General features: G+C 44.5%; 15 protein-coding genes. 1 reads left to right on the top strand and 14 read right to left on the bottom strand.

Annotated features, from left to right (window positions below):
* The first annotated feature begins 82 nt into the window (after nucleotides 1–82).
* Nucleotides 83–640 carry a DUF1269 domain-containing protein gene (locus QY97_RS13040; RefSeq protein WP_039235728.1) on the top strand — a complete coding sequence of 186 codons (558 nt, stop codon included), beginning with the start codon at nucleotides 83–85 and terminating at the stop codon, nucleotides 638–640.
* A gap of 180 nt (nucleotides 641–820) precedes the next feature.
* Here QY97_RS13040 and QY97_RS19995 read toward each other — a convergent pair whose 3' ends face one another.
* The 14 genes from QY97_RS19995 to QY97_RS12975 form a co-directional block, all read right to left on the bottom strand.
* A complete protein-coding gene (locus QY97_RS19995; RefSeq protein ID WP_083965874.1) occupies nucleotides 821–949 on the bottom strand; it encodes an anti-repressor SinI family protein in 129 nt (42 codons plus the stop codon).
* Between the two features lie 184 nt (nucleotides 950–1,133).
* Entirely contained in the window at nucleotides 1,134–2,654 is a 1,521-nt protein-coding gene (locus QY97_RS13035; RefSeq protein ID WP_039235726.1) for an alpha/beta fold hydrolase, read from the bottom strand.
* A gap of 252 nt (nucleotides 2,655–2,906) precedes the next feature.
* On the bottom strand, nucleotides 2,907–4,088 hold the full coding sequence (locus tag QY97_RS13030; RefSeq protein ID WP_039235724.1) for an MFS transporter: 1,182 nt from the start codon (nucleotides 4,086–4,088) through the stop codon (nucleotides 2,907–2,909).
* Nucleotides 4,089–4,152: 64 nt separating this feature from the next.
* Complete coding sequence (nasC, locus tag QY97_RS13025; RefSeq protein ID WP_039235723.1) at nucleotides 4,153–6,297, bottom strand: assimilatory nitrate reductase catalytic subunit NasC; 2,145 nt, start codon at nucleotides 6,295–6,297, stop codon at nucleotides 4,153–4,155.
* Nucleotides 6,298–6,330: 33 nt separating this feature from the next.
* On the bottom strand, nucleotides 6,331–8,694 hold the full coding sequence (gene nirB, locus QY97_RS13020) for a nitrite reductase large subunit NirB (protein WP_046128744.1): 2,364 nt from the start codon (nucleotides 8,692–8,694) through the stop codon (nucleotides 6,331–6,333).
* Between the two features lie 200 nt (nucleotides 8,695–8,894).
* On the bottom strand, nucleotides 8,895–9,812 hold the full coding sequence (locus tag QY97_RS13015) for a ketopantoate reductase family protein (protein ID WP_039235721.1): 918 nt from the start codon (nucleotides 9,810–9,812) through the stop codon (nucleotides 8,895–8,897).
* 209 nt (nucleotides 9,813–10,021) lie between these two features.
* Nucleotides 10,022–11,488, bottom strand: coding sequence for a potassium/proton antiporter (locus QY97_RS13010; RefSeq protein ID WP_039235718.1), 1,467 nt, complete (start codon nucleotides 11,486–11,488; stop codon nucleotides 10,022–10,024).
* Between the two features lie 190 nt (nucleotides 11,489–11,678).
* Nucleotides 11,679–13,622, bottom strand: coding sequence for a GTP-binding protein (locus QY97_RS13005; protein ID WP_039235715.1), 1,944 nt, complete (start codon nucleotides 13,620–13,622; stop codon nucleotides 11,679–11,681).
* 142 nt (nucleotides 13,623–13,764) lie between these two features.
* Nucleotides 13,765–14,286, bottom strand: coding sequence for a hypothetical protein (locus QY97_RS13000; protein WP_039235713.1), 522 nt, complete (start codon nucleotides 14,284–14,286; stop codon nucleotides 13,765–13,767).
* 586 nt (nucleotides 14,287–14,872) lie between these two features.
* Nucleotides 14,873–15,988: a M20 metallopeptidase family protein gene (locus QY97_RS12995; protein ID WP_039235712.1), complete on the bottom strand. Its 1,116-nt coding sequence runs from the start codon at nucleotides 15,986–15,988 to the stop codon at nucleotides 14,873–14,875.
* A 384-nt stretch (nucleotides 15,989–16,372) separates the two neighbouring features.
* Nucleotides 16,373–17,935 (bottom strand): BCCT family transporter, encoded by a 1,563-nt coding sequence (locus QY97_RS12990; protein WP_039235710.1) that lies wholly within the window; start codon nucleotides 17,933–17,935, stop codon nucleotides 16,373–16,375.
* A gap of 305 nt (nucleotides 17,936–18,240) precedes the next feature.
* Nucleotides 18,241–19,305: a C45 family autoproteolytic acyltransferase/hydolase gene (locus tag QY97_RS12985; protein ID WP_039235768.1), complete on the bottom strand. Its 1,065-nt coding sequence runs from the start codon at nucleotides 19,303–19,305 to the stop codon at nucleotides 18,241–18,243.
* Nucleotides 19,306–19,448: 143 nt separating this feature from the next.
* Nucleotides 19,449–20,918, bottom strand: a complete 1,470-nt coding sequence (locus QY97_RS12980) for a protein adenylyltransferase SelO (RefSeq protein WP_039235708.1) — start codon at nucleotides 20,916–20,918, stop codon at nucleotides 19,449–19,451.
* 115 nt (nucleotides 20,919–21,033) lie between these two features.
* Nucleotides 21,034–21,318, bottom strand: coding sequence for a DUF3219 family protein (locus tag QY97_RS12975; protein ID WP_039235706.1), 285 nt, complete (start codon nucleotides 21,316–21,318; stop codon nucleotides 21,034–21,036).
* Nucleotides 21,319–21,562 lie beyond the last annotated feature (244 nt).

Raw genomic sequence — 21,562 nt, 5'->3', positions numbered from 1 at the left:
CGCGTATACGCTTACCCGCGTTTATGGCTTCAGAGAGCGGGAAGGTAAAGACAGAGGAAGCTATATAGTTAGGAGGAAAAGAATGGACAAGAAAGTATTGATCATGACATTTGATACTGACAGTCACGCTTATGAAGCTTTTTCTAAACTAAAATCACTTCATACGGAGCGAAAGGTTACTGTTGAACAGATGGCTGTTGTTGAAAATAGTGAACTGCAGTCCTTTCAGGTAAAGGACTTTATTGATATGACGGGCGGGGATAAATTGGCATCCGGCAGCCTGATCGGAGCGCTGATTGGTGTCATCGGTGGTCCACTTGGCATGCTCTTAGGCTGGGCAACCGGCTCCCTCATCGGAGGCATCGGAGATACTCGTGAAATTAAAGAGGCGATGTCTTCGTTTGAAGAAACAGCAGATATGATTTCTCCAGGAAGCACAGGATTAATTGCGATTGCTTCTGAATATGCTGAAGAGGTTGTTGATAACCTGGTAAAAGACGAATTAAACGGAAAGGTAACACGCCTTGCTGAAGACGATGTACGCCAAGAAGTAGCGGCGGCCCGCGAAATGGAAAAAGAACTAAAGAAAGAGGCACGTAAAAAGTGGTTTGACGAAAAGCTTAAAGGCAAAAGTGAATAACTTATAAAGAGCAGACCCTCCCCGGATCACCAAAGATGCTTCCGCTTAAGAGCCTGCTTCTTGATAAGCACATATATTATTTTTTAGGTTTTTAACCTTTCTCTACTGATCAATGCAACGATCTGTTTTCCCGGCGCATCCCCTGCTCGTTGTCTAAAGCTATAGGAAATAAGTAAACGTTCAAGTAGCCGATTTGCCTTTCTCTAGTAAAAAGGCTCTAACCTCTTCCTTGCTTAGACCGATTTTGAGGGCTTCTGTCATCAATTCCATCCACTCCTGATCAGTCACTTCTTGAAGCTGGCTCTCCATCTTCCCCCTCCTAAAACGTATCCGACTAAATGATTAGCTCTTTAGAATCTATAAATATTCAAATATTTCAAATCTACTATACCACCTGTAACATTACACCACCGTTACAGCTTGATGCGTTTCTCGGATTCCTAGCTAACAAAAAAACCACCGCAGGGCGGCAGCTGTTTATGAAAAAACGATATCAGCTGCTCAGAAGGCGAAGCCTTTCTTTCAGCTGTTTGCATTCTGTATAGTATTTAAGGGCTTGCTCTATATAATAAGCCGCATTTTTCTCGTCTCCGCGAGCTTCGTACAAATCAGCCAGAAAAATAGCCATCTCCGCCCATTCGTTTTCCATCCAATCACGGAGCTCGAGAAACCAATTTTCAAATAAACCAGGAAGGGGATTATCTACTTTCTGCACCAACAGCCGCTTGTAGTGCTCGGCCCTTTCCTCACTATCCCGTATGCTGCCACCAGCTTTAATGGCTTCCATATAATCAGACAGATCTGATTCAACCTCTGCCTGCAGGAAGATATTCTCTCGATCCGTCACAAGAATCGTCTCACCCGCCGTGTGTTCCTCTAATAAATGCTTTAAATGATGCAAGCCTACCCTCAGCCTGTTGCGGGCGCTTTTCAGCTCAACCTCCGGCCAGAGGACATCACATAATTCGTCTCGGGTAGCTGACTTTTGAATAACGAGATACATTAGGATTTGCTTGGCTTTTCTCTTTCCCCAGCCTTCCACAATTGAACGCCCGTTTAGTCGAACGGAGAATCCGTTCATGATATCCACCTGCAAGTGTTTACTTATTTGTGAGGTAATTCGATCTTGCGAAAGCAGCCTTCTAATTTCGGCATACATCTCCGAAGTTAAGTTCTTTTGATAATTAGACTCCAGCAGACTGATGGATCCTTCTGAATGGAGATGTTTCTTAATAAACGATGTGACCCATTCAGCTGTCAGCTTTGGCTGGTCCATTTGAATCATGAAAGCTGCATCCGGCACACTCAAGTACCGGGCATTCGGGTTAAAGTTCAGGCTCGCACTGAACAGCTCGGGCGGATAAATAGCATCTTCTGCCCCTGACATCACTAGAATAGGTACAGCGATACTCCGCAGCTGCATAACAGCGTCTTGACCTAAGTCGGTACTAAAAAGCTGAAAATAGACAGATGGCGATACCCTTTCGTACGCATTCAATAGAATATCTATTTTCTTCTTTTCAGGAGGGCAGCAAAGCTTCCCGGCCATAGCCTTGCCTATAGACAGCATAGACTCCTTCCCCTCTGCCATTGTTTTTCTCTGATCAACAACCTGTTCCCCCAGCTTCTTTGGATAATGAATCGGCACGCCTATTAAAACAAGTGTCTTCAGCCTTGTTTCCTTCTGTGCGGCTAACTGAATACCGATCAACCCGCCAAGTCCTTGTGCGATTAAATGATAGGATGAAATATTAAGCTCATTCGTTAAATAAATTAAATCCTCGCATAATGCATCAACGGTCTTCAGGTCGTCGCCTGTTCCACTCTCACCATGGCCCTGAAGGTCATAACGAAGGATATTAAAATGAGGATAGAAGTAAGGAATAATGAAATCCCATGAATGCATATCTAAACCAATTCCATGTATAAGAATAATGGTTTCCTTTGCAAGAGAGTCTTCTGACATTATCCAGTCATAGTGAATGGCTGCCTCTCCCTGTTTAAGTCTGTCCAACTATACCACCTCCACTCCTTCGGCCTCTGTTACTTGTATCTTACTAAATGCCTAGGCGACCTACCAACTAATTTCTTGAAATTTATACAAATCTTCTTCTATAAATTAAATCCCTTATAATACTTTCTATTGATCTAGTGCTTTTTATGTATATTTTACCATTTAATGAAATATTAGTATATACAAATCATCACAAACAGAAAATAATAAAAACGGGCTTATCCTTTGATAACCCCGCTGCTTTTATACGAATTATGAATGATTAATTGTGCGTACATGTGCATTTGTCCGACTGTTCATTATCTGATGGAGAAGAAGACAAACTAAAGAAAGAAGCGCCAGTAAAGCAAAACTAAGGAAATAATCACCTGTTATATCTTTAGTGAAGCCTATAAGAATGGGTGGGAAGAACCCTCCTACCCCTCCAAATGCACCAACAATGCCTGTGACCGATCCTATATTTTCAGGTGATACTTCAGGGACCATCTTGAAAACCGCCCCGTTGCCCACTCCTAATACAAGAGCAGCCATCATGCAGATGACACTGAACGAGGCGAAGCTGTCCAGCGTAAAGGAAATGCACAGCCCGAACAGAAACACACCGCAAAAAACAACTGTCAGAACCTTTCTAGCACCAAATCGATCAGACAAGTATCCACCAACCGGGCGGACAAACGTGGCTGCAACGACAAACCCAGCTGTCACCATACCAGCTTTTACGGCCGTCATAGTAAATAGGTCCACCAACAGAGTGGGCAGATACATACTAAAAGTAACAAAGCCGCCAAAGGTAAGAAAATAGAATAAGGATAGGATCCAAGTCTCTTGAAACTTTAGAACCGATAGTGAATCCTTCAGCCTCTTCACCTCATTCGGCTGCTTCTCATCCTGTGTGCCGAACCAAAAGAGAACAGCCATTATTCCAATCGACAGAGCAAGACTCCAAAACACCCAGCCCAGTCCATAGAAAGTGAAAATAATAGGGATGAGAAAGTTTGCTGCTGCAGACCCTAAATTTCCCATCCCTGCGATTCCAAGCACCAAACCTTGCTTTTCTGCCGGAAACCACCTTGATACGTAGGCAATGGAAATAGCAAATGTTGTACCGGCCATTCCAATAAAGAAAGCGGCCAGCAGAAGCATAGAATAAGAGGCTGCAAACCCTGCTCCAATGAGCGGCAAAGCAAGAAAAAGCATCGTTAATGTATAGAGCCTTCTGCCGCCATATCGATCAGTTAATATCCCCATCGGTATTCTCATTATCGATCCTAATAATATAGGCGCAGCAATTAAAATACTTTTTTCTAAAGCGCTCAGCTGATAGAGTCTTTGGATTTCTGTAGCAATTGGTGCAAAGACGGACCAGACAGTAAAAGACATCATCATCGCCGCGGTCGATAATATTAAAATAAAAGTTGAGTTTTTTGTTTTCACACTTACCACTCCACCTTATCTTTCGATTGTTGAAAGAGTGCTCTCGAATAATCAAATGGATGAGCTATCTCAATGCCATTAGCGGCCGAATGTTTACAGTACTCACTTTAAAGCCAGGCATTTTGCAGTGCGGGTCCAGCTCCTCCGAAACCAGCCGATTAACATTCTGCGAGTCGGCCCAATGAAAAGGTATGAATATTGTGTCTTGGCGGATAGCAGCAGACCACCTGCAGCGAACAATGATACTGCCCCGTTTTGAGGTGACCTCTACTAATTCCTGGTCCTGGATGCCGAACTTCTGAGCGGCAGCCGGATGAATCTCCATGAAGGATTCAAAGTTTCTTGCAGCTAATGCAGCGCTTTTTCTCGTTTGTACTCCTGTTAAGTAGTGGGAGGTGACCCTTCCTGTTGTTAAATACAGCGGGAACCGCTCACAGGGCTGTTCCTTTGGAATAAGAGGACTATTAGGAACAGCCACCATTTTGGCCTTACCGTCTGGATGCGCAAAGGTCCGTTCAAATAAACGCTCTGTTCCTTTGTGATTGGAGGTCGGACAAGGCCATAAAACGCCATCTTCCTCCCTTATGCGCTCGTATGTAATGCCGTAATAATCAGCTGCTCCCCCGCGGCTTGCTGCTCTAAGTTCATTAAAGATTTCTTCAGCAGAGGAAAAGTTAAAGTACTCGCCTTTGCCAAGGGCATGTGCCACCTCACAAATAATTTGCCAGTCTCGCTTCGCTTCTCCTGGTACCGGATAGCTCGCCTCTCGTAAAGTTACGCGTCCCTCTAGATTTGTCATCGTTCCTTCATCCTCTAAATAAGAGGCCGCCGGCAACACTAAATCAGCCAGCTTGGCTGTTTCCGAAATAAATAGATCGACTGCTACAAAGAATTTAAGCTTTCTGAGCGCTTCTTTAACAAAATTAGCATTCGGATTAGAAACAATCGGATTAGAGCACATCAGGAATAAACCTGTAATCTCACCCTTCTCCATCCTCTCAATCATTTCATAAGCTGAGACTCCTTTCTGCGGCAGTTGTTCCTTATCAATCCCCCACACACGCGCTATCTGCTCTCGGTGCTCTTCATTTTCAATGGAGCGATAGCCTGGAAGCTGATCCGCTTTTTGTCCATGCTCCCTTGCTCCTTGACCATTGCCCTGGCCTGTAATGGCTCCGTACCCACAAGAGGGCTTACCAACCTTCCCTGTTGATATTAGAATATTCAATAAATTCCTCACAGCCAGAGATCCATCTGTCTGCTGCTCTACTCCTCGAGCAGTAAAAATCATCCCCGTTTTCTTCTCAGCAAATATAGTAGCCGCTCGTTGAATTTGTCGAATGGAAACACCCGTTAACTCCGAAATTTCTTTTAAACTTAAAGAAGAAATGTGCTCTTCTACTTCCTCAAAGCCCGTAGCTCTTTCTTTAATAAACCTTTCATCTGTATAGCCCTTTTCCATAATGACCTTCAGCAATCCATTTGCTAGGGCGGCATCAGTTCCAGGCTTAATCTTCAAATGTAAATCCGCCATTTTAGCAGTATCCGTTTCCCGAGGATCTATAACAATAATAAACGCCCCATTTTCTTTTGCTTCTTCAAAATACGGCAGCATTGTAGGCTGACAGGCAGCGATATTTGTACCGGCTAGAATGATGCATTCGGCATTTGGAATCTCTGACAAACTGTTTGTCAATCCTCTGTCCATGCCGAATGTTTGGCTTGCAGCTGAGGCAGCAGCCGACATGCATAAGCGACCGTTATAGTCAATATGCTTCGTTTGCAATGCGACTCGTGCAAACTTTCCCAACAAATAAGCCTCTTCATTGGTGATGGACGCGCTTCCGTATACAGCCAGCGCATCATGGCCGTTCTCCAATTGAATGGCTGAGAAGTTTTTCTTTATTATCTCTAATGCCTTATCCCACGTAATGGGTGTAAATTCTCCATTTACCTTCAATAATGGCTGGGTGATCCGATCTTTGTGTAAAGCATGCTGGTGTGCATTCATCCCCTTCATACATAAACGACCGTGAGAAGTAGGATTGTCCTTTCCTATAGTTGTATATTTCTTTCGTGTGATGACCGTTTGCTCGATTAGCTGCATTTTACACTGCATGCTGCAATACGGACATTGCGTGTCATAGACCTTCTTAGATTGCACTTGCTGTTGCTTATCTCGAAAATATTTCAACAGCATCTCAGTCATCGTCCTTCCCTCCTTCTGTCTCTATGAACCTCGTTAATTGCGGCTTTCTGCCATGCTTGTGTTGTTGTAATAGAGAACCTCTTCCTTTAATCGTCGAAGCAGCTGATTATGCAGCTCCTCTTCAAAAACGACCTCTCGTATATGGATCATGCCCATACGCTGAATCCACTGGCTGACCTTCTCTAAATAATTAGCCGTTTCCCGGTAGTATTGGATAAAGGATAATGCCATAACCTTTGCTTCTTCTATTGTTTCAGCTACATAGAACAAGTCACCGGCTTTTGCCTTGTACCCATTTCTGCCGCCCGTGTAAATTTCCCATCCTCTGTTCATATGAACAAACCCTATGTCCTTCGTTACTGCTTCTTCACCGTTATGTATACAAGCAGCAACACTGATCTTCATGCGGTGCGGCAGCTTTAAGCATTCTAGCTGTTCCTCTAAATGAGCGGCCAAATGCAGGGCAGTGGATTTGCTGCACGAACAATGGCCTTCGCTAATATGGGTTTCAACGGAGTGAACTGCGTGGTCGCCTGCCGGCTTTAACGGCAGCTCAAGTTCCTTCCAAAGATCTGGAAGCACGGTCTGGTCAACACCTATTAAGTGAATGCGCTGCCCGCTCGATAGACTTATTTCTTTAATGTGGTATTTCTCTGCCGCGCCAGCCATCCTCTTCAGCTGTTGAGCATCCGTCATTCCCCCGCGGAGGGGCAAGGTAACAATATAGGTACCATCGCTTTGCCTGCTTGCATTCGCATGCTCTCCACCTACAACCGATTCCTTCAAACCTTCTTTATCTGGGTGGATAATGCCTAAATAGTAATCTAGCGCTCCGCGGCAGCCATCACACCCCTCCTCTTGTTTCCAGCCCAGTGCATTCGTGATTTCCTGGAAGGTCGATAATCCCCTCACCTGGATTTCCTTAACTACCTCATCCTCAGTTAAGCTTGTACAAGAACAGAAAGCTGGACGTTCAACCACCTCATTGAATGCATCACTTTGAATATAGGCTAGCACGTCTGAAACAAGCGGCTTGCAGCCGCCGCATGAGCTAGAGGCTCTTGTGCAAGCTCTCACCTCTTCTATCGTCGTTAATCCATCTTGCTGAACAGCTTCAATAACCGCTCCTTTTGTTACAGCATTACAACTGCACACGATGTCACTGGACAGCATCGAAGCAGCTTCTCCTTCGCCTATTCCCGAAGATTGAAGAAGCAGGGTTTTTTCATGGTCGGCAATGCTCTTCTTCTCAAGCATCCATTGCAAAAGTTTCTGGCCGCTGCTTGTGTCCCCGAATAGCAAGGCTCCGGCCAGCCGGTTCCCTTCGAAAAGCAGCTTTTTATATACGGAATGAATGTCGTCCTGAAGAATCACCGCCTGTGTCCGTTCATCCTCGACGAACCGGCCAGCTGAGAATACATCAACACCTGAGATTTTCAACTGAGTTGAAAGAACAGACCCCTTGTAGGCCTCTCCCTCTATTCCGCATATGTGTTTAGCCAATACCTGAGCTTGTTCATAAAGCGGTTTAACCAGGCCATAAACCATCCCTTGATGTTCTGCACATTCCCCAACTGCATACACTCCGGGCACATTCGTTTCTAAATAATCATCCACGAGAATGGCCCGATTCGTCTCAATTCGACTTCCCTTAGCAATTTGTACATTTGGCCTTACTCCCGCAGCCATAACGACTATATCTGCCTCTATCTCTGTTCCATCTTTAAAACGCACACCTTCTACCCGCCTGTCACCAAGGATGCTGTCCGTCTCTTTCTCCAACAGAAACTGCATCCCTTGACGTTCAAGCTCTTTCTCCAGCATTTTTGACGCTGTACGGTCCAACTGTCTCTCCATTAGGCAATCGGACAGATGCACGACTTTCACTTCCATACCAAGATTCAGAAGACCTCTTGCTGCTTCGAGTCCAAGCAAACCACCGCCAATAATGGCAGCTTTCTTATAACGCTTGGATACTTCTAACATTTCCTGGCAATCTTCAATCGTTCGAAAGGCCATTATCCCTTCTTTATCCGCCCCTGGAACAGGAAGGATAAAGGGCACAGACCCTGTTGCTATAATCAGCTTGTCGTAAGAAACTTCCCTGTTTTTATCTGATTTTACGCTTTTTGTTTCCGTATCAATTTTCACGACCGTTTCTCCCGTGAATAGCCGGATGCTGTTTGCAGCATACCATTCACGGTCATTCAGGATAATGTCTTCGAAGGAATGATCACCTTGGAGAACACCCGAAAGGAGGATTCTATTGTAATTCACATGTGGCTCTTTCCCAAAAACAGTTATATCAAACAGCTCCGGATTCATATCCAGAATCTCTTCCAGGCAGCGTATGCCAGCCATGCCGTTCCCTATAAGAACTAACTTTTGCTTATCCATTTTATAACCCCCAACATGTAAATAAAGTTGATGGCAACAATCGTTGTTAATTTCATTGTGGCATAAAGCATTTGGCAAAAAAGGAATTATGTTATATCCCCTTACACAAAAAACTCTCTGCTTCTTTTTCGTTCCAAAAAATAAGATAAAAAAGCAGGCTCACCTAAGAGTGAACCTGCTTTTGTCCTTCCTGCAGTGCCTTAATACTGGCTTTCTATACGTTTAATCTGTTCATACAGCATTTTATTTACAGGGGTTGGCACACCATATTTTTCTCCCAGCTTTAACAGTGTTCCTGAAAAGAGTTCTACTTCGCTGTAACGCTTTGCTTCCACATCCTGAGCCATAGATGGTTTTCCTTCGGGACTTAGCGTATCTAATACACCAAGCCAGTAGGATAAGTCCTTTTCAGTTAAATGTGCTCCTTCCTTTTCAGACAAGACAATGACTTCTCTCATGGCTGCAATCATCGTCTCTCTTGCTTCGCCCTCTCTTTGGATCTCGCCATAATTGCTTTGGTACACAGCCACCGTTTGATTGACCCCGACATTTAGCATGAATTTCCCCCATTGCCTTTTGTGCATGTCGGTATCAATTTCGTGCGGCAATTCTGTTCGTTCGAAAAATGCGGACGTACGCTTCACTTTTTCTGATACCATGCCAGGCTCCCGGTCCCCGAAAACCAGCATGCCCATATGTTTATATGTAAGCTGATTGCCTTTCTTTACTGCATCCATTCCCTGTGCTACACAGTAAAGCACCTTGTCTATTCCATACGCTTCACCAATCACGGCTTCACTTGTGATGCCATTTAATAAGGATAAAATCACCGTGTCTTCTCCAACATGGTTCTGTACCGATTGTATAGCCTCTTCCAGTCCATCATATTTCACCGCAAAAATCAGCAGATCGGCGGGCTCACAAGGATCCTCAGGTGTCATATAGTGAAAATGGCATTGCTCTTCATTACAATACACACCCTCTGCCTGGTATTTTTCTATCCTCTCTTTGTCCGCTACAATTCTTAAATGAGTCTCAGGCATTTTCTTGGATAAGTGATGCCCGAATAAAATACCAAGCGCGCCTAGCCCGATAATTGTTACTTTGTTCATTTCCATAGCTGTCCTCGTCCCTTCCTTTACACATTTGGCTGCTCTTCATCTCCATTCCATTATATTATAAATAGACTGAATTTATAGCCAAATAAGAAGCCAGCCCCGTCTAGTGGGCTGGCTTCTTACGGATAAGGGAGTTGGGACAATACTCATTTACCACGAATGTGCACTTCATAAACACTTTATAATTAACATTTGCGCTCCCTCTCTACTTACGTTGCCTTTTTGCTTTTTGGCTTTTTCTCTTCTCCAAGCAACACCTTCTTTACTTCTTGCCGCCTTTCTTTATCACATAACACAAATACCGTATCCCCTTTTTCGATAACAGACGAACCTGTTGGTGTCAGCAGCTTCTTGTCTCTTGTAATCCCAATAATTAATGTATCCTCCGGCAAATCCAGATCTATCAACGAAATTCCAATAGCTGGTGCCTGCTTCGGCATCTTTACTCTCATAATGTCTGAGTCCGTTTTTCCGAGGTTAATTAATTCAATGCTGACATTATCGTCTTCTTCATCTTTCGCCAAGCCCAGCTTATCAGCAAGCCACGATAAAGTGCTTCCTTGTATGAGAGCTGATATTAACACGACGAAGAACACGGTGTTGAAAATGAGATTACTGCTTTCTAGACCTGCTGCAACTGGATAAGTAGCCAAGACGATCGGCACCGCTCCTTTTAAACCAGCCCAGGAGATAAACAGCTTTTGCCTCATATTACTTTTTGTAAACACCATGCTGATGAATACAGCAATGGGGCGTGCGATAAACATAAGCACAACAGCAATCAGAATTCCCTCCCAAAATACAGCCGTTAACTGCTCAGGGAAGACAAGCAGACCAAGCAAGGTGAACATAACAATCTGCATCATCCAAGCGAAGCCTTCATTAAAACGCGAGATTGTAAAACGATAGGTTAAATCACTGTTTCCAACAAGTACAGCCATCACATATACTGCCAGCAAGCCGCTTCCGCCGAAATAATCTGTGATCGCATAAGTAAAGATAGCAATCCCCATCGCAAGAACCGGATAAAGGCCGGATGTATCGAGCTTAATATTATTAATCGCTCCTACTGTCAGTTTCCCTAGAACCAAACCAAGCAGAAGGCCAAGCCCCATTTGAAGGAAGAAGTTTCCGATTGCCGCCCAAACCGACATGTCAGGAAGCTGAATCATTTCAATTAAGGTAACCGTCAGAAACACGGCCATCGGATCGTTCGAACCAGACTCCGCCTCTAATGTGGCCGTCAGTCTTTTATTGAAGCTCTTCGCGCCCAATACCGCAAAAACAGCCGCTGCATCTGTCGACCCAACGATAGCGCCTAAGAGAAGACCTTCCAATAGAGAAAAATCAAGTATATACATAGCTGCCAGCCCTGTTACCACCGTGGTAATCAGAACACCAATCGTTGCTAAAGAAGCAGCCGGTCCAATGATAGGACGGCCCCTGTTCCATTTGGTTTGCGTGCCCCCATCGAATAAAATAATAATCAAGGCCAATGTGCCAATGAATTGTGTGAGCTGGACATCTTCAAAATAAATAAATCGATTAAGCAGCATACCGCCAGCTAGGAAAAGAATAAGAGAGGGCAGTCCTAAACGAGAAGAAAATTTCGCTGCTACAACGCCGACAATCAGCATGATAGCGAGAAGTAATAACAGTGCGCCTACAAGTTCCATGAATACATCCTTTCGTCATATAAACTTCGGTCTACAATAATTATAGTCCAAATAGTGACAGAGCGACAGTTTCAGCTATTTCAAAGTCGAGTTATTCCCGGCTCTGCTCCTTTTAAATAGCAAAAGAGCAGTGCCTTTCTTCAGATCAGCTGCTCTTTTCATGTATGCCGTTATCTTTCTCGATCCCTTTCTATAAACAATGCATCCTCTCTTCTGCACCCTCCCACTTTACTGTAAAGCTTTGTCCTTTGGCACAAAATACAGAAGAGGAAGTATAATCAGGATCGGCAGTTTTGTCGTACCCTATGTGTTCTATGACTTCTTCTTCGTTATGACATCGATCATAGCCCGCAAACGTCAGATTCATACGGCCTTTTCCCTGGGTGAAGGAAGCCAGAACAGCGCTGTAGTCCATAAAGGTCGCTACCGGCACCAGGCCAGTCAAGACTGCCTTCTCCCCTTCGGTCACCGGCGGGTCAAAACGTCCGTAAGCCGCCTGAATATCAGACAATACGCGCCCCATATGGTCTATATCTACTTTAATCTTAAAATGATAATAAGGTTCAAGCAAAATATTCTTAGCCTTTTCCAGTCCTTGTCTTAAAGCCCGATACGTCGCTTCTCGAAAGTCACCGCCGTGCGTATGCTGGTTATGCGCTCTTCCAGTTAACAATGTTATCTTCACATCAGTGAGCGGTGAACCTGTTAATAACCCGTGATGGTCCCGCTCATAAATGTGCTGGCCCACTAAGTTTTGCAGCCCAACAGGCAAATCATCCGTATGGCACTCGCTTTCAAAGTTGACTCCGCTATTTCTCTCCGCAGGCTCTACTTTTAAGTGCACCTCCGCATAATGACGGAGCGGTTCAAAGTGTCCATACCCAACGACCTCGGTTTCAATCGTTTCCTTATAAAGAATCTCGGGCTGTTCAAAATGGACGTTTAACCCAAATCTCTCCAGCACCATTTGCTCTAGCACCTCTAACTGAATCTTTCCCATTACATGCAAATGGATTTCCTGGAATCGTTCTTCCCATATCACGTGAAGAGATGGATCCTCTTCTTCCAATAAGCGAAAATGACGAAGTGCATCTTTTGTGTTGACGCCAGCTTCAAATACGACCTTCGACCGCAAAGCTGGCACCATGTCATATACCGTTCTCTCCTTTAAAGCTCCCACCCCGTCACCAATACGGGTATTGGTCAGTCCGGTTACTGCAAAGAGTTCTCCCGCGCAGGCCTGATCCGTCTGCCCATATTGCTTTCCATTGTAGCGGCGGATTTGTGTGATTTTTTCAGAATTTCCTTCACCGTATGTCACTTCGTCCCGTACACGCAAAGTACCGCTTAACGCTTTTATAAAGGTCACTCGCGTACCCTCTTCATCATAACGAACCTTATACACCCGGCCCGCGAAAGCTTGGTCCTTATCAAAATGAGTTGCTGTCAGTAGATCCAGCTTCTCTAGAAAACTCTTTACTCCAACATCCTGTAAGGCAGATCCGCTTGCACAAGGAAAAATATGAGCTGACCCAATTAATCTTCGCAAGCTCTCAAGCCATAAAGAGGACTCATAGCCCTTATCCATATAATGCTCCAGCACCTCTTCATCCCGTTCTGCAATAAACTCTATTAACTCGTCTGTCATTCCCCCATCTATCAATGAGGAAGAAATATCACATACATCTTCTGTTAAATGGCTTCGGATTTCCTCCAACACCCGGCTGGCATCCGCACCAGCTCTATCTGTTTTATTAATAAAAAAGAAGACAGGTACCTGGTGCTTTTTCAGCAGATTCCAAACCGTTTCTGTATGCCCCTCCACTCCTTCTACCGCACTGATAATAATGACGGCAAAGTCCATCACTTGTATCGCCCGCTCCATTTCCGGCGAAAAGTCTACGTGCCCAGGAGTATCAATTAAATAATAAACAGATCCCTCGTACTCAAACATACCTTGGTCTGCAAAAACCGTAATGCCGCGACGCTTTTCGATCTCATGACTATCCAAAAAGGCACTTTGATGATCGACCCGGCCTCGCTTCTTAATGCTGTTCGTATGGTAAAGCAGCTGTTCCGAGAAAGTAGTTTTCCCTGCATCTACATGCGCTAAAATTCCAATTGTTTTGTTCATATTCCCTCTACTGCTCCTATTCTGTACTTGAACTCGAATACATTCATTATAACAACCCCATATCTTTTCATCGAAAAAAGAGTGGAGCCCAGCCTCTTTTAAAGAGGCTGGGCTCCACTTGTATTGACACATAGCTCGTCTATTACTTGAGGTTAATTTTCACATGGTGCTCTTCAGTATAATCCATATTGTCCCATGAGAAGATATGCAGCTTCATCTCTAAGTTATCCTTCATCGACGGCAGATCTCCGTCATAATTTTGGATCGTTAGAATAGCATCCGCTCTTTTGCCCGGTGAAACCTCCTGACTCATCGTGAGCATGCCGGCGTCGACCATCTTCCCGTCAGTAGAAACTTCCCGTGCTTGTACCTCAATCGTCTCTTTTCGTTTGTTCTCCACGGCGAACTTTACTTCTACTCTTTCCTCGTTCCACTCGGGGTCGACAATTTTCTCTATACTCACTAATGTAGCCTTAACATTCTTATTATCCGTAATCGGCTGATTGTATTCTTTCAACATGCTTTTAGGTGCTTCTTCCTTTTCAGCTAAGACAGCCTCTTCATTACTTACCGTTGATTCGACTTCTACCTTCTTTTCTCCCCCGCAAGCAGCCAAAACACCGGTTGAAATCACTATAGAGATAAATAGTACAAATGCTTTCATTTTCGATTCTCCTCTAAGATGTTATGTCACAGATATTTTGTTACTACTCCATGATTGAGCGTCTCTCTTTCTATCAATCTGGTTCCTGTACTTCTTCATTACGTAATACTTTAAAAGCCTCATGATAGACAGCTCTTCAAACAATTCCTGCGCCGCTTTTCTTCACTAGAACTGTTATTTTATAATTGTCTATCCCCTCCCCGTTAAACAACTGATCCTGCATTCCCGACATGCCAAGCTCCAATATCGCAAAACTGCCGAAGCTATTCTCATAAACCTTCTTTTACAAGACAAGTGACGGCAGAAAGATGGCAAAGGATATATAATAAACCTTTCTCACCGGTGTTCCTCCAATAAACTTTTCATACCTTGTTTAAGGGTAACAAATTTTTTTATGCAAAGAAACAACTTATAGGCCTTTAGTCTCTTCCTTTATTTGTTTGTCACGTTAATAAGTGCAAATAAATTGATAAGCATTTCACTTAATTGATAAATTGACCATTTCACGAAAAAACAGGCAGGTAGAAGGAACTATTCTAGTTCTTCAGCCTGCCTGCTGATTTATTCTCTTTATACATAAGAAAGCTTACTGCTCAGCCAATTCTTTAAAAAGCTCAACTGCCGTCTCAATCAACTCATCCTGGAAATCGTATTCATACGTGTGAATATGAGGGTAATTCTCCCCATTTCCGATATAACACATCGCACCCTTCGTTTCTTTCAAGTAATGACCGAAATCTTCAGAGCCGCGGAAGGCTTCCTTCATTTCTACAAGCTGAAGTCCCTTCTTCTTAGCCGCTTGGCGGATCCTATCTGAGCTTTCCTTATGATTCACTGTTTCTGGAAAAGAATCATCATAAGAGAAGCTAACCCGTAACCCATACTTCCCTGCTTGCTCGTTCGCAAGGTTTTCCAGATTTTTTTGAAGCTTATCCAGCTCTTCTGCGTAGAAGGCTCGGATTGTTAAAAGCAAGTCACCCTTACTCGCCGAGACACCGAAAGCTCTTTCGCCAATGTCCACTTGAACAACCGTACAAAGCACAACGCCTTTGTTGTTCTCCGGAGAAGTAAATTCGGGAATAGCATCAATTATTTTTGCCATGGCAAAAGCCGGATTCGCTCCATCCTCCGGTTGACTGGCATGAGCCGGCGCCCCCTCCATATGTATGGTCATGCCCTTAGAAGCATAGTGAGCTGTACCATCAATCACATTGATAGATTTGAACATCATGCCGCTCATATTATGGTAAGCAAAGATTTCTTCAATGTCATTTTCTTTAATGAACGATACACATTGAGCCGCCCCATCTCCTGTTTCTTCTGCATGCTGAAAAAGGAAGAAGATATTCTTATCGGCACCTTTCTGGTCGATCTCCAGCGCAAATCCAGCAAGGGACGCTGAATGGCCATCATGGCCGCATTTATGCGAAATCCCCGGAAATTGAGAAGCATGCGGAATATCCAATGTTTCTTCCATAGGAAGAGCATCAAAATCTGCACGGAAAGCGATATTCTGTTTATTCTCACCGGCACGGTAAACCGCATAGAACCATGGACCTTTGTCAACAATTTCTAAACGAGTATGCTCCTCAAGAAAATCAATTAAACGCTGCTTCGTCCATGTCTCCTGGTTGGAAAGCTCAGGATGCCGGTGCAATTCATGACGCAGCTGTTTTGCTAGTTCAAGATTTTTAGTATCCAACGTACTCGCCTCCTTCTGAAATCTCTTCTCTATATCCATTGCCATTCTATGCTGTACAGAGCAATAAAACTAATTATATCTAACTTTCGAAACACAATCTATTGCGAGCTTTCGCTATAAGCAACAGCACCTGAATGGGAGCGCTCGACCACAAAGGCACCCCCTGCATCAAACCCTGCCTTAGTCTGTACTTTCCCTCAATTATCTAGATCAATCTATTCCTTCTATAAAATAATATTCAATATGGACCTGTCTTTCCCTATACTCTTCTCATGCTTACGGCATAAACAGAAGAACATAGGTCAAATCTTAGAATCTCTCCGTAAAACAAATAGGCTGGAGAAGCTTCCAGCTCTTCTCCAGCCCACCCTTACCTTTAATCAATCACGCCTCTTTCTTCCTTACATTATGCTTCCAGGCTTCATCTTCATCTATCATCTTCTTAGCCGCGTAAATCGTTAAAAATTGAATCAATATGATTGGTATGCCCATGAGACCTGAAAGCACCTCTAAAGGAGCCAAGCCGCCTATTCTCATTAGCAGAAGAGCAATAATTGTAATGATCGCAGCAACGAAAATCCTTAAGCTCTTTGAAGGCTCTTGCCTGCTCATGTCTCTTGTTCCCAAATACGAAGCAATCGTATATGTGGTCGAGTCTAACGTTGTTGTCAGGAAGATAACCGCCACGATAATAAAAACAGAAATAACGATCGGGGCTAAAGGCAGAGTGGATAGTATCTCTGGAATGGCAGCTAACGGGTCTTCCTGCACTATATCTAATACCGGAACAGAGCCAGTAAGATAGCGGTGTACACCAAGTCCGCCGAGAACTCCGGTTGCCACCCACGAAATGAGCGTAGGTGCCAGCAAATACGTCAATATCATTTCTTTAATGGTTCTGCCTTGCGAGATTTTAGCCGCAAATACACTATGAAGCATGGCCCATGTCGCACTGTAGGCAAACCAGAAAACGGTATTGCCCTCCATGTACGTGGATCCCTCCACGTTTAAAGAATTCGTATAAAGAGATATATTCAAATAATTCGTCAGCAAAAATCCGACACTTTCTGTAAAGTAGTTAAGAATGAATACACCGGGCCCCGCAAACATCACAAACAAAGCAAAGGCGCTCGCAATGTAGATATTAAGGGTACTTAACCGTTTAATTCCTTTCTCTATTCCTAAATAGGCGCTCAGAGAGAACAAGATGACCCAAACAATCGTCACAGCCAATGTTAAGCCAAATGTAATCTCGATATTGAGTAATTCAGCTAAGTTGTACGTAACGATCGGAGCTCCTAATCCAAGCGTGACCGCTGCGCCCGAAAGGATACTGATGAGAAAGATGATATCCAGCACAATGCCGCCCGCACCATCTGTAAATTTGTCTCCAAATATACTGCGGCACGCTTCAGATATACGCATCAGCGGCTTCTTTCGAACGTGGAGCACATAGCCTATGGCAGGAGCAGCCATCACAAAGATGGCAAATACTTGGAAGCTCCATAAGAACATGCTGTACGAATTGCCCCACAGGAGTGCTTCTGCAGACCCTGTCTCTACACCGTATGGAGGATCCTGTGCAACCTTCGTCCATTGAATCATGCCTGTTCTCATAATCGTAGAGCCAAGTCCCATCGCAATTAAAATAGAGGCATATTCAAATAAAGTAAATCGGGGCTTCTCGGCTGGATCGCCTAATACTACATTGCCGTATTTAGAGAATGAAAAAAATAGCGCAGCCCCAACGAGAATAATGCCATACCAGATGTATCCCCATGTAAATGTTTCTACAATGCCATTGAAAATATTGTTCAGCAAATCTAAAGACTCAGCCTCATACATGGCAAACATAAGGCTGATCACAAGAAGAATGAGTAAAGATGGAATAAAGATTTTGTAGTCCAGCAAGCCTCTTCGACTCGATCCCCCACCTTTTTCATGCATATAAAAACCCTCCAATTATCATTTACTTTCTGTCATTGCTGACGATGATAAGTGCAGTCAAAGGTGCAGATGTGCCAGAAAAAGAATCGCAGCAAACTAAAAACTCTTTGTTTTATACTGCTCCGAAAGTGAATGACAAGATAAATAAAAAAGCAGATAGGTTAAACGATAAGGTCTCACGCAATCTTTTTCCATACTTAAAGATGGAAGCAGCAGAAAAGCTGCTTTCTTCTCTAATCTGCCTGACTGCTTCATACCCATATTGGCTCATACAACCTCTAAGCCCGCTCTCCCCCTCGCCAGCTCTACCTTTTGAACCAATTCGCATTCTCGTCCATGTGTAAAAAAGGAATATCCGTATCCACTTCTCCTATGATTCGATCAATCTCTACTTGGCGGCCATGAAGCCATTCAGAAAAATCGAATTCAACCGGCTCCCGATCTCCGCCTATAGCAAACCAAGCCTTCTTCTCCTTTGGCAAATAGGCAGATGTATGAATCGTCCCTGCCCAGCTGCCATAAAGGTCAGAGAAGACCCCCTTGTCTGTGTCATTTAATAGCCGGAACGCCTCTCGGGCATTCACACGTTGCTCCTGTCTTGTTTTGATGACTTCCAGCCGGCGCATAGAATCGACTAGATGATTCCGGTTTTCGTCTTTCATTAATTCAAAGTGATTGGTACAAGCAGCTGTTTCTCGAACCTTTACGCCCCGTGGAGATGCCTCCACTGCATAGCTCTTGCCGCTGTGATCGTAAACCACGTAGGTGAAGGAGTGACGGTGAGGAATTTCCTTCAGCAGATCCACTGCTTCCTCCGCATCCGCGCAGGCTTCTAGTATAAGCCGGCCAATCATGCAGCAAATGAACCCGTCTCCCGGATTCTTTCGGTTCATGAAATTGTAGCCCATCGCCAGCCCCTTTTCATTCATGCCATCCATCCGGCCGGTGACCCGCTGGCTTGGGCCGATGATCGCATAACCTTGATCGGTCGGCTGATAAAAGGTGTAACGGCCCTCATAGGTTTTTGGGTGATAATCATAGTTGCGGACCAGGTAGTCTTCGCCCGTCATGATTGAACAGCCTGATTGCTTATAGTTCAGCCGGTAGCCGCCGAACTCCTTTAATACACGCTCTATCGGCCACTCCAGTGCCTCTTGAAGGCCTAGAAGTTCATCCCATATACCAGGCGCAAACCTGGTAATGACGCCTTTTGCCTCTTCCTCATTGATCCGGAAGCGCTGTTTTCTTACCTTCCACTGATCCTCGCGGTTTTTAACCGAAAGGGAACCCTTCAACCGCTGCCCTTGCATATAACCAAAGTCAAAATGACTGCCTCTAAACTGTATAATGTCGCTGTATACCGTCTTCAACATGATCCCTCTTCTTCTGCTTTCTTGTGTTCAAGCATACTTGATCGAAAAACGAAAATCTAGCCATGGGCATTTTCCTACAATAAAAAAGCCGATCACAGAAGACTGTGAATCAGCTTTTTTTCCCGTTGCTGACGGCCCCGTTATGTTCCACAATAAGTTCGATATGGGCGATCTGGTGGCTCAGGCAAAGCCGCGTATTCTTCTTGTTCGGGAGAATATGCATAAGGATCAGACAGAACAGCAAGCAGACGTTCCATCACGCTGAAATCGTCTCTCTCCACTGCAGCTTCCAATGCCTCTTCCACCCGGTGGTTTCGGGGGATGACCGCGGGGTTGTTATCCCGCATCAGCTGCTCAGACGATGCTTTTGATCCCTCTTGCCTGTCCAGTCTCTCTTGCCACCGCTTATGCCACGTATCAAACTCCTTCGTATTGCACATATCCATGCCCTGTAGCTGGCCTGTCGTTAACACACGGAAGGTATTCGTATAGTCGGCACGGTGCTTATGCATCAAACGGAAAAGCTCCTCAATCAATGCTTCATCCTCTGCCTCCTCATTGAAAAGGCCAAGCTTGGCTCTCATTCCTGCGAGCCAGTTGCTTTGATATAAACCCATATATCCTTCAATCGCCTTCTGGGCTATTTCAACAGACTGCTCTTCATCCTCATGCAGAAGCGGCAGCAGGCTTTCCGCAAAACGAGCAAGATTCCATCCTCCAATAATTGGCTGGTTGCCATAGGCATAGCGTCCCTGCAAATCGATGGAACTAAATACCGTTGCCGGATCATACGTATCCATAAACGCACACGGGCCATAGTCAATCGTTTCCCCGCTAATGGTCATATTATCTGTATTCATTACCCCATGAATAAACCCAACGAGCTGCCACTTGGCAATCAATGCTGCTTGACGTTCGATGACTTCTTGAAGCAGTGAAAGGTACCGGTCTTCGCTAGCTTCAATATGCGGGTAATGACGCTTTATGGCATAGTCGGCCAGGCTCCTTAGTTCCTCGGCTGTTCCCCAGTTCGCTCCATACTGGAAGGTACCGACACGCAGGTGGCTGGCGGCTACACGGGTAAGAATAGCACCGGGGAGTTCCGTCTCACGAACGATAGACTCACCGGTTGTTACAACCGCCAAACTGCGAGTCGTTGGAATACCGAGTGCATGCATCGCTTCACTGATGATGTACTCTCTCAGCATCGGACCAAGCGCTGCCCGGCCGTCCCCCCCGCGGGAATAAGGCGTTCTGCCGGATCCTTTCAGCTGAATATCGTACCGCTCGTCCTGAGACGTAATCTGCTCGCCAAAAAGCAGCGCCCGGCCGTCCCCTAACATAGTAAAGTTCCCGAACTGATGCCCTGCATAGGCTTGTGCGATCGGCAAAGAACCTTCGGGCGCCTCATTGCCAGCAAACACCGCTACGCCCTCCTCACTTTGCAGCGCCTCAGCGTTCAAGCCCAGTGACTTGGCTAGCGAATGATTAAGCTTCACAAGCTTCGGTGCACTAACAGGCTTTAATTCTACCTTAGAAAAAAACTTTTCCGGCAGACGTGCATAACTGTTATCTAGCTTCCACCCTGTTTCTGTCGCTTTATTTGTCATATAATCCCCTTTTTCTTGTTTGTCTTCTTATTGCTTTTGCTTTTATGTAGAACTTTTTTAGTGTCTGCTTCTGCTAACGTATTATACTTTAGCGGGCAAGAGACAACAGGCCTCTCTAGCTTTTTTCAATGAGGCTCAGCTTAAATTCCCCTACGTTGCCTTTTTCATAAAGGTTCGTAAATGATGTTGAATACTGCCGGATGGTTCCTTTGAATGCCAGGCTTCTCTCAGGAACTTTCACATCAAATGACCCTTTGTATAATAACGTTGTAACATCATGATAATCATCGCTTGTCACATCAAACGTCACGGATACAAGCTGTCTATCACCCTCCGCCTTCCCTTCCTCATAGTTTTTCACAAAAATCGGATAATCGTCTAAAACAATTTTGTTTACCAAAGTGATCAGATCCTTTTTTAAAATAAATGGTTCCCGTATAAATTATCCTGCACGTTGTTCTTTAGTGTTTCCACAAATATGACTCGTTTAATTTACGGAATTTATATTGTTTTCCCTTATTATACCTCTATAACACAAAAGAGCCTTTCTAAATGAGGTGCACCCCAAATGTTAGACACGGTCTAATATTTGGAGGTGCTTTTCTTTTGGTCAAATTTACAGCCCAGGAAAAAATGAATACAGT

Source organism: Bacillus thermotolerans, from assembly GCF_000812025.2.
Taxonomy (GTDB): Bacteria; Bacillota; Bacilli; order Bacillales; family Domibacillaceae; genus Quasibacillus; species Quasibacillus thermotolerans.
This window is presented reverse-complemented; position numbering and strand designations above follow the sequence as displayed.

Excerpts from the sequence above, each read along its gene's own strand:
- QY97_RS13005 (WP_039235715.1), bottom strand. The coding sequence starts at position 13,622 with ATGAACAAAACAATTGGAATTTTAGCGCATGTAGATGCAGGGAAAACT.
- QY97_RS12990 (WP_039235710.1), bottom strand. The coding sequence starts at position 17,935 with ATGCATGAAAAAGGTGGGGGATCGAGTCGAAGAGGCTTGCTGGACTAC.
- QY97_RS12980 (WP_039235708.1), bottom strand. The coding sequence starts at position 20,918 with ATGACAAATAAAGCGACAGAAACAGGGTGGAAGCTAGATAACAGTTAT.
- QY97_RS13040 (WP_039235728.1), top strand. The coding sequence starts at position 83 with ATGGACAAGAAAGTATTGATCATGACATTTGATACTGACAGTCACGCT.
- QY97_RS13000 (WP_039235713.1), bottom strand. The coding sequence starts at position 14,286 with ATGAAAGCATTTGTACTATTTATCTCTATAGTGATTTCAACCGGTGTT.
- QY97_RS19995 (WP_083965874.1), bottom strand. The coding sequence starts at position 949 with ATGGAGAGCCAGCTTCAAGAAGTGACTGATCAGGAGTGGATGGAATTG.
- QY97_RS13010 (WP_039235718.1), bottom strand. The coding sequence starts at position 11,488 with ATGGAACTTGTAGGCGCACTGTTATTACTTCTCGCTATCATGCTGATT.
- nirB (WP_046128744.1), bottom strand. The coding sequence starts at position 8,694 with ATGGATAAGCAAAAGTTAGTTCTTATAGGGAACGGCATGGCTGGCATA.
- QY97_RS13015 (WP_039235721.1), bottom strand. The coding sequence starts at position 9,812 with ATGGAAATGAACAAAGTAACAATTATCGGGCTAGGCGCGCTTGGTATT.
- nasC (WP_039235723.1), bottom strand. The coding sequence starts at position 6,297 with ATGACTGAGATGCTGTTGAAATATTTTCGAGATAAGCAACAGCAAGTG.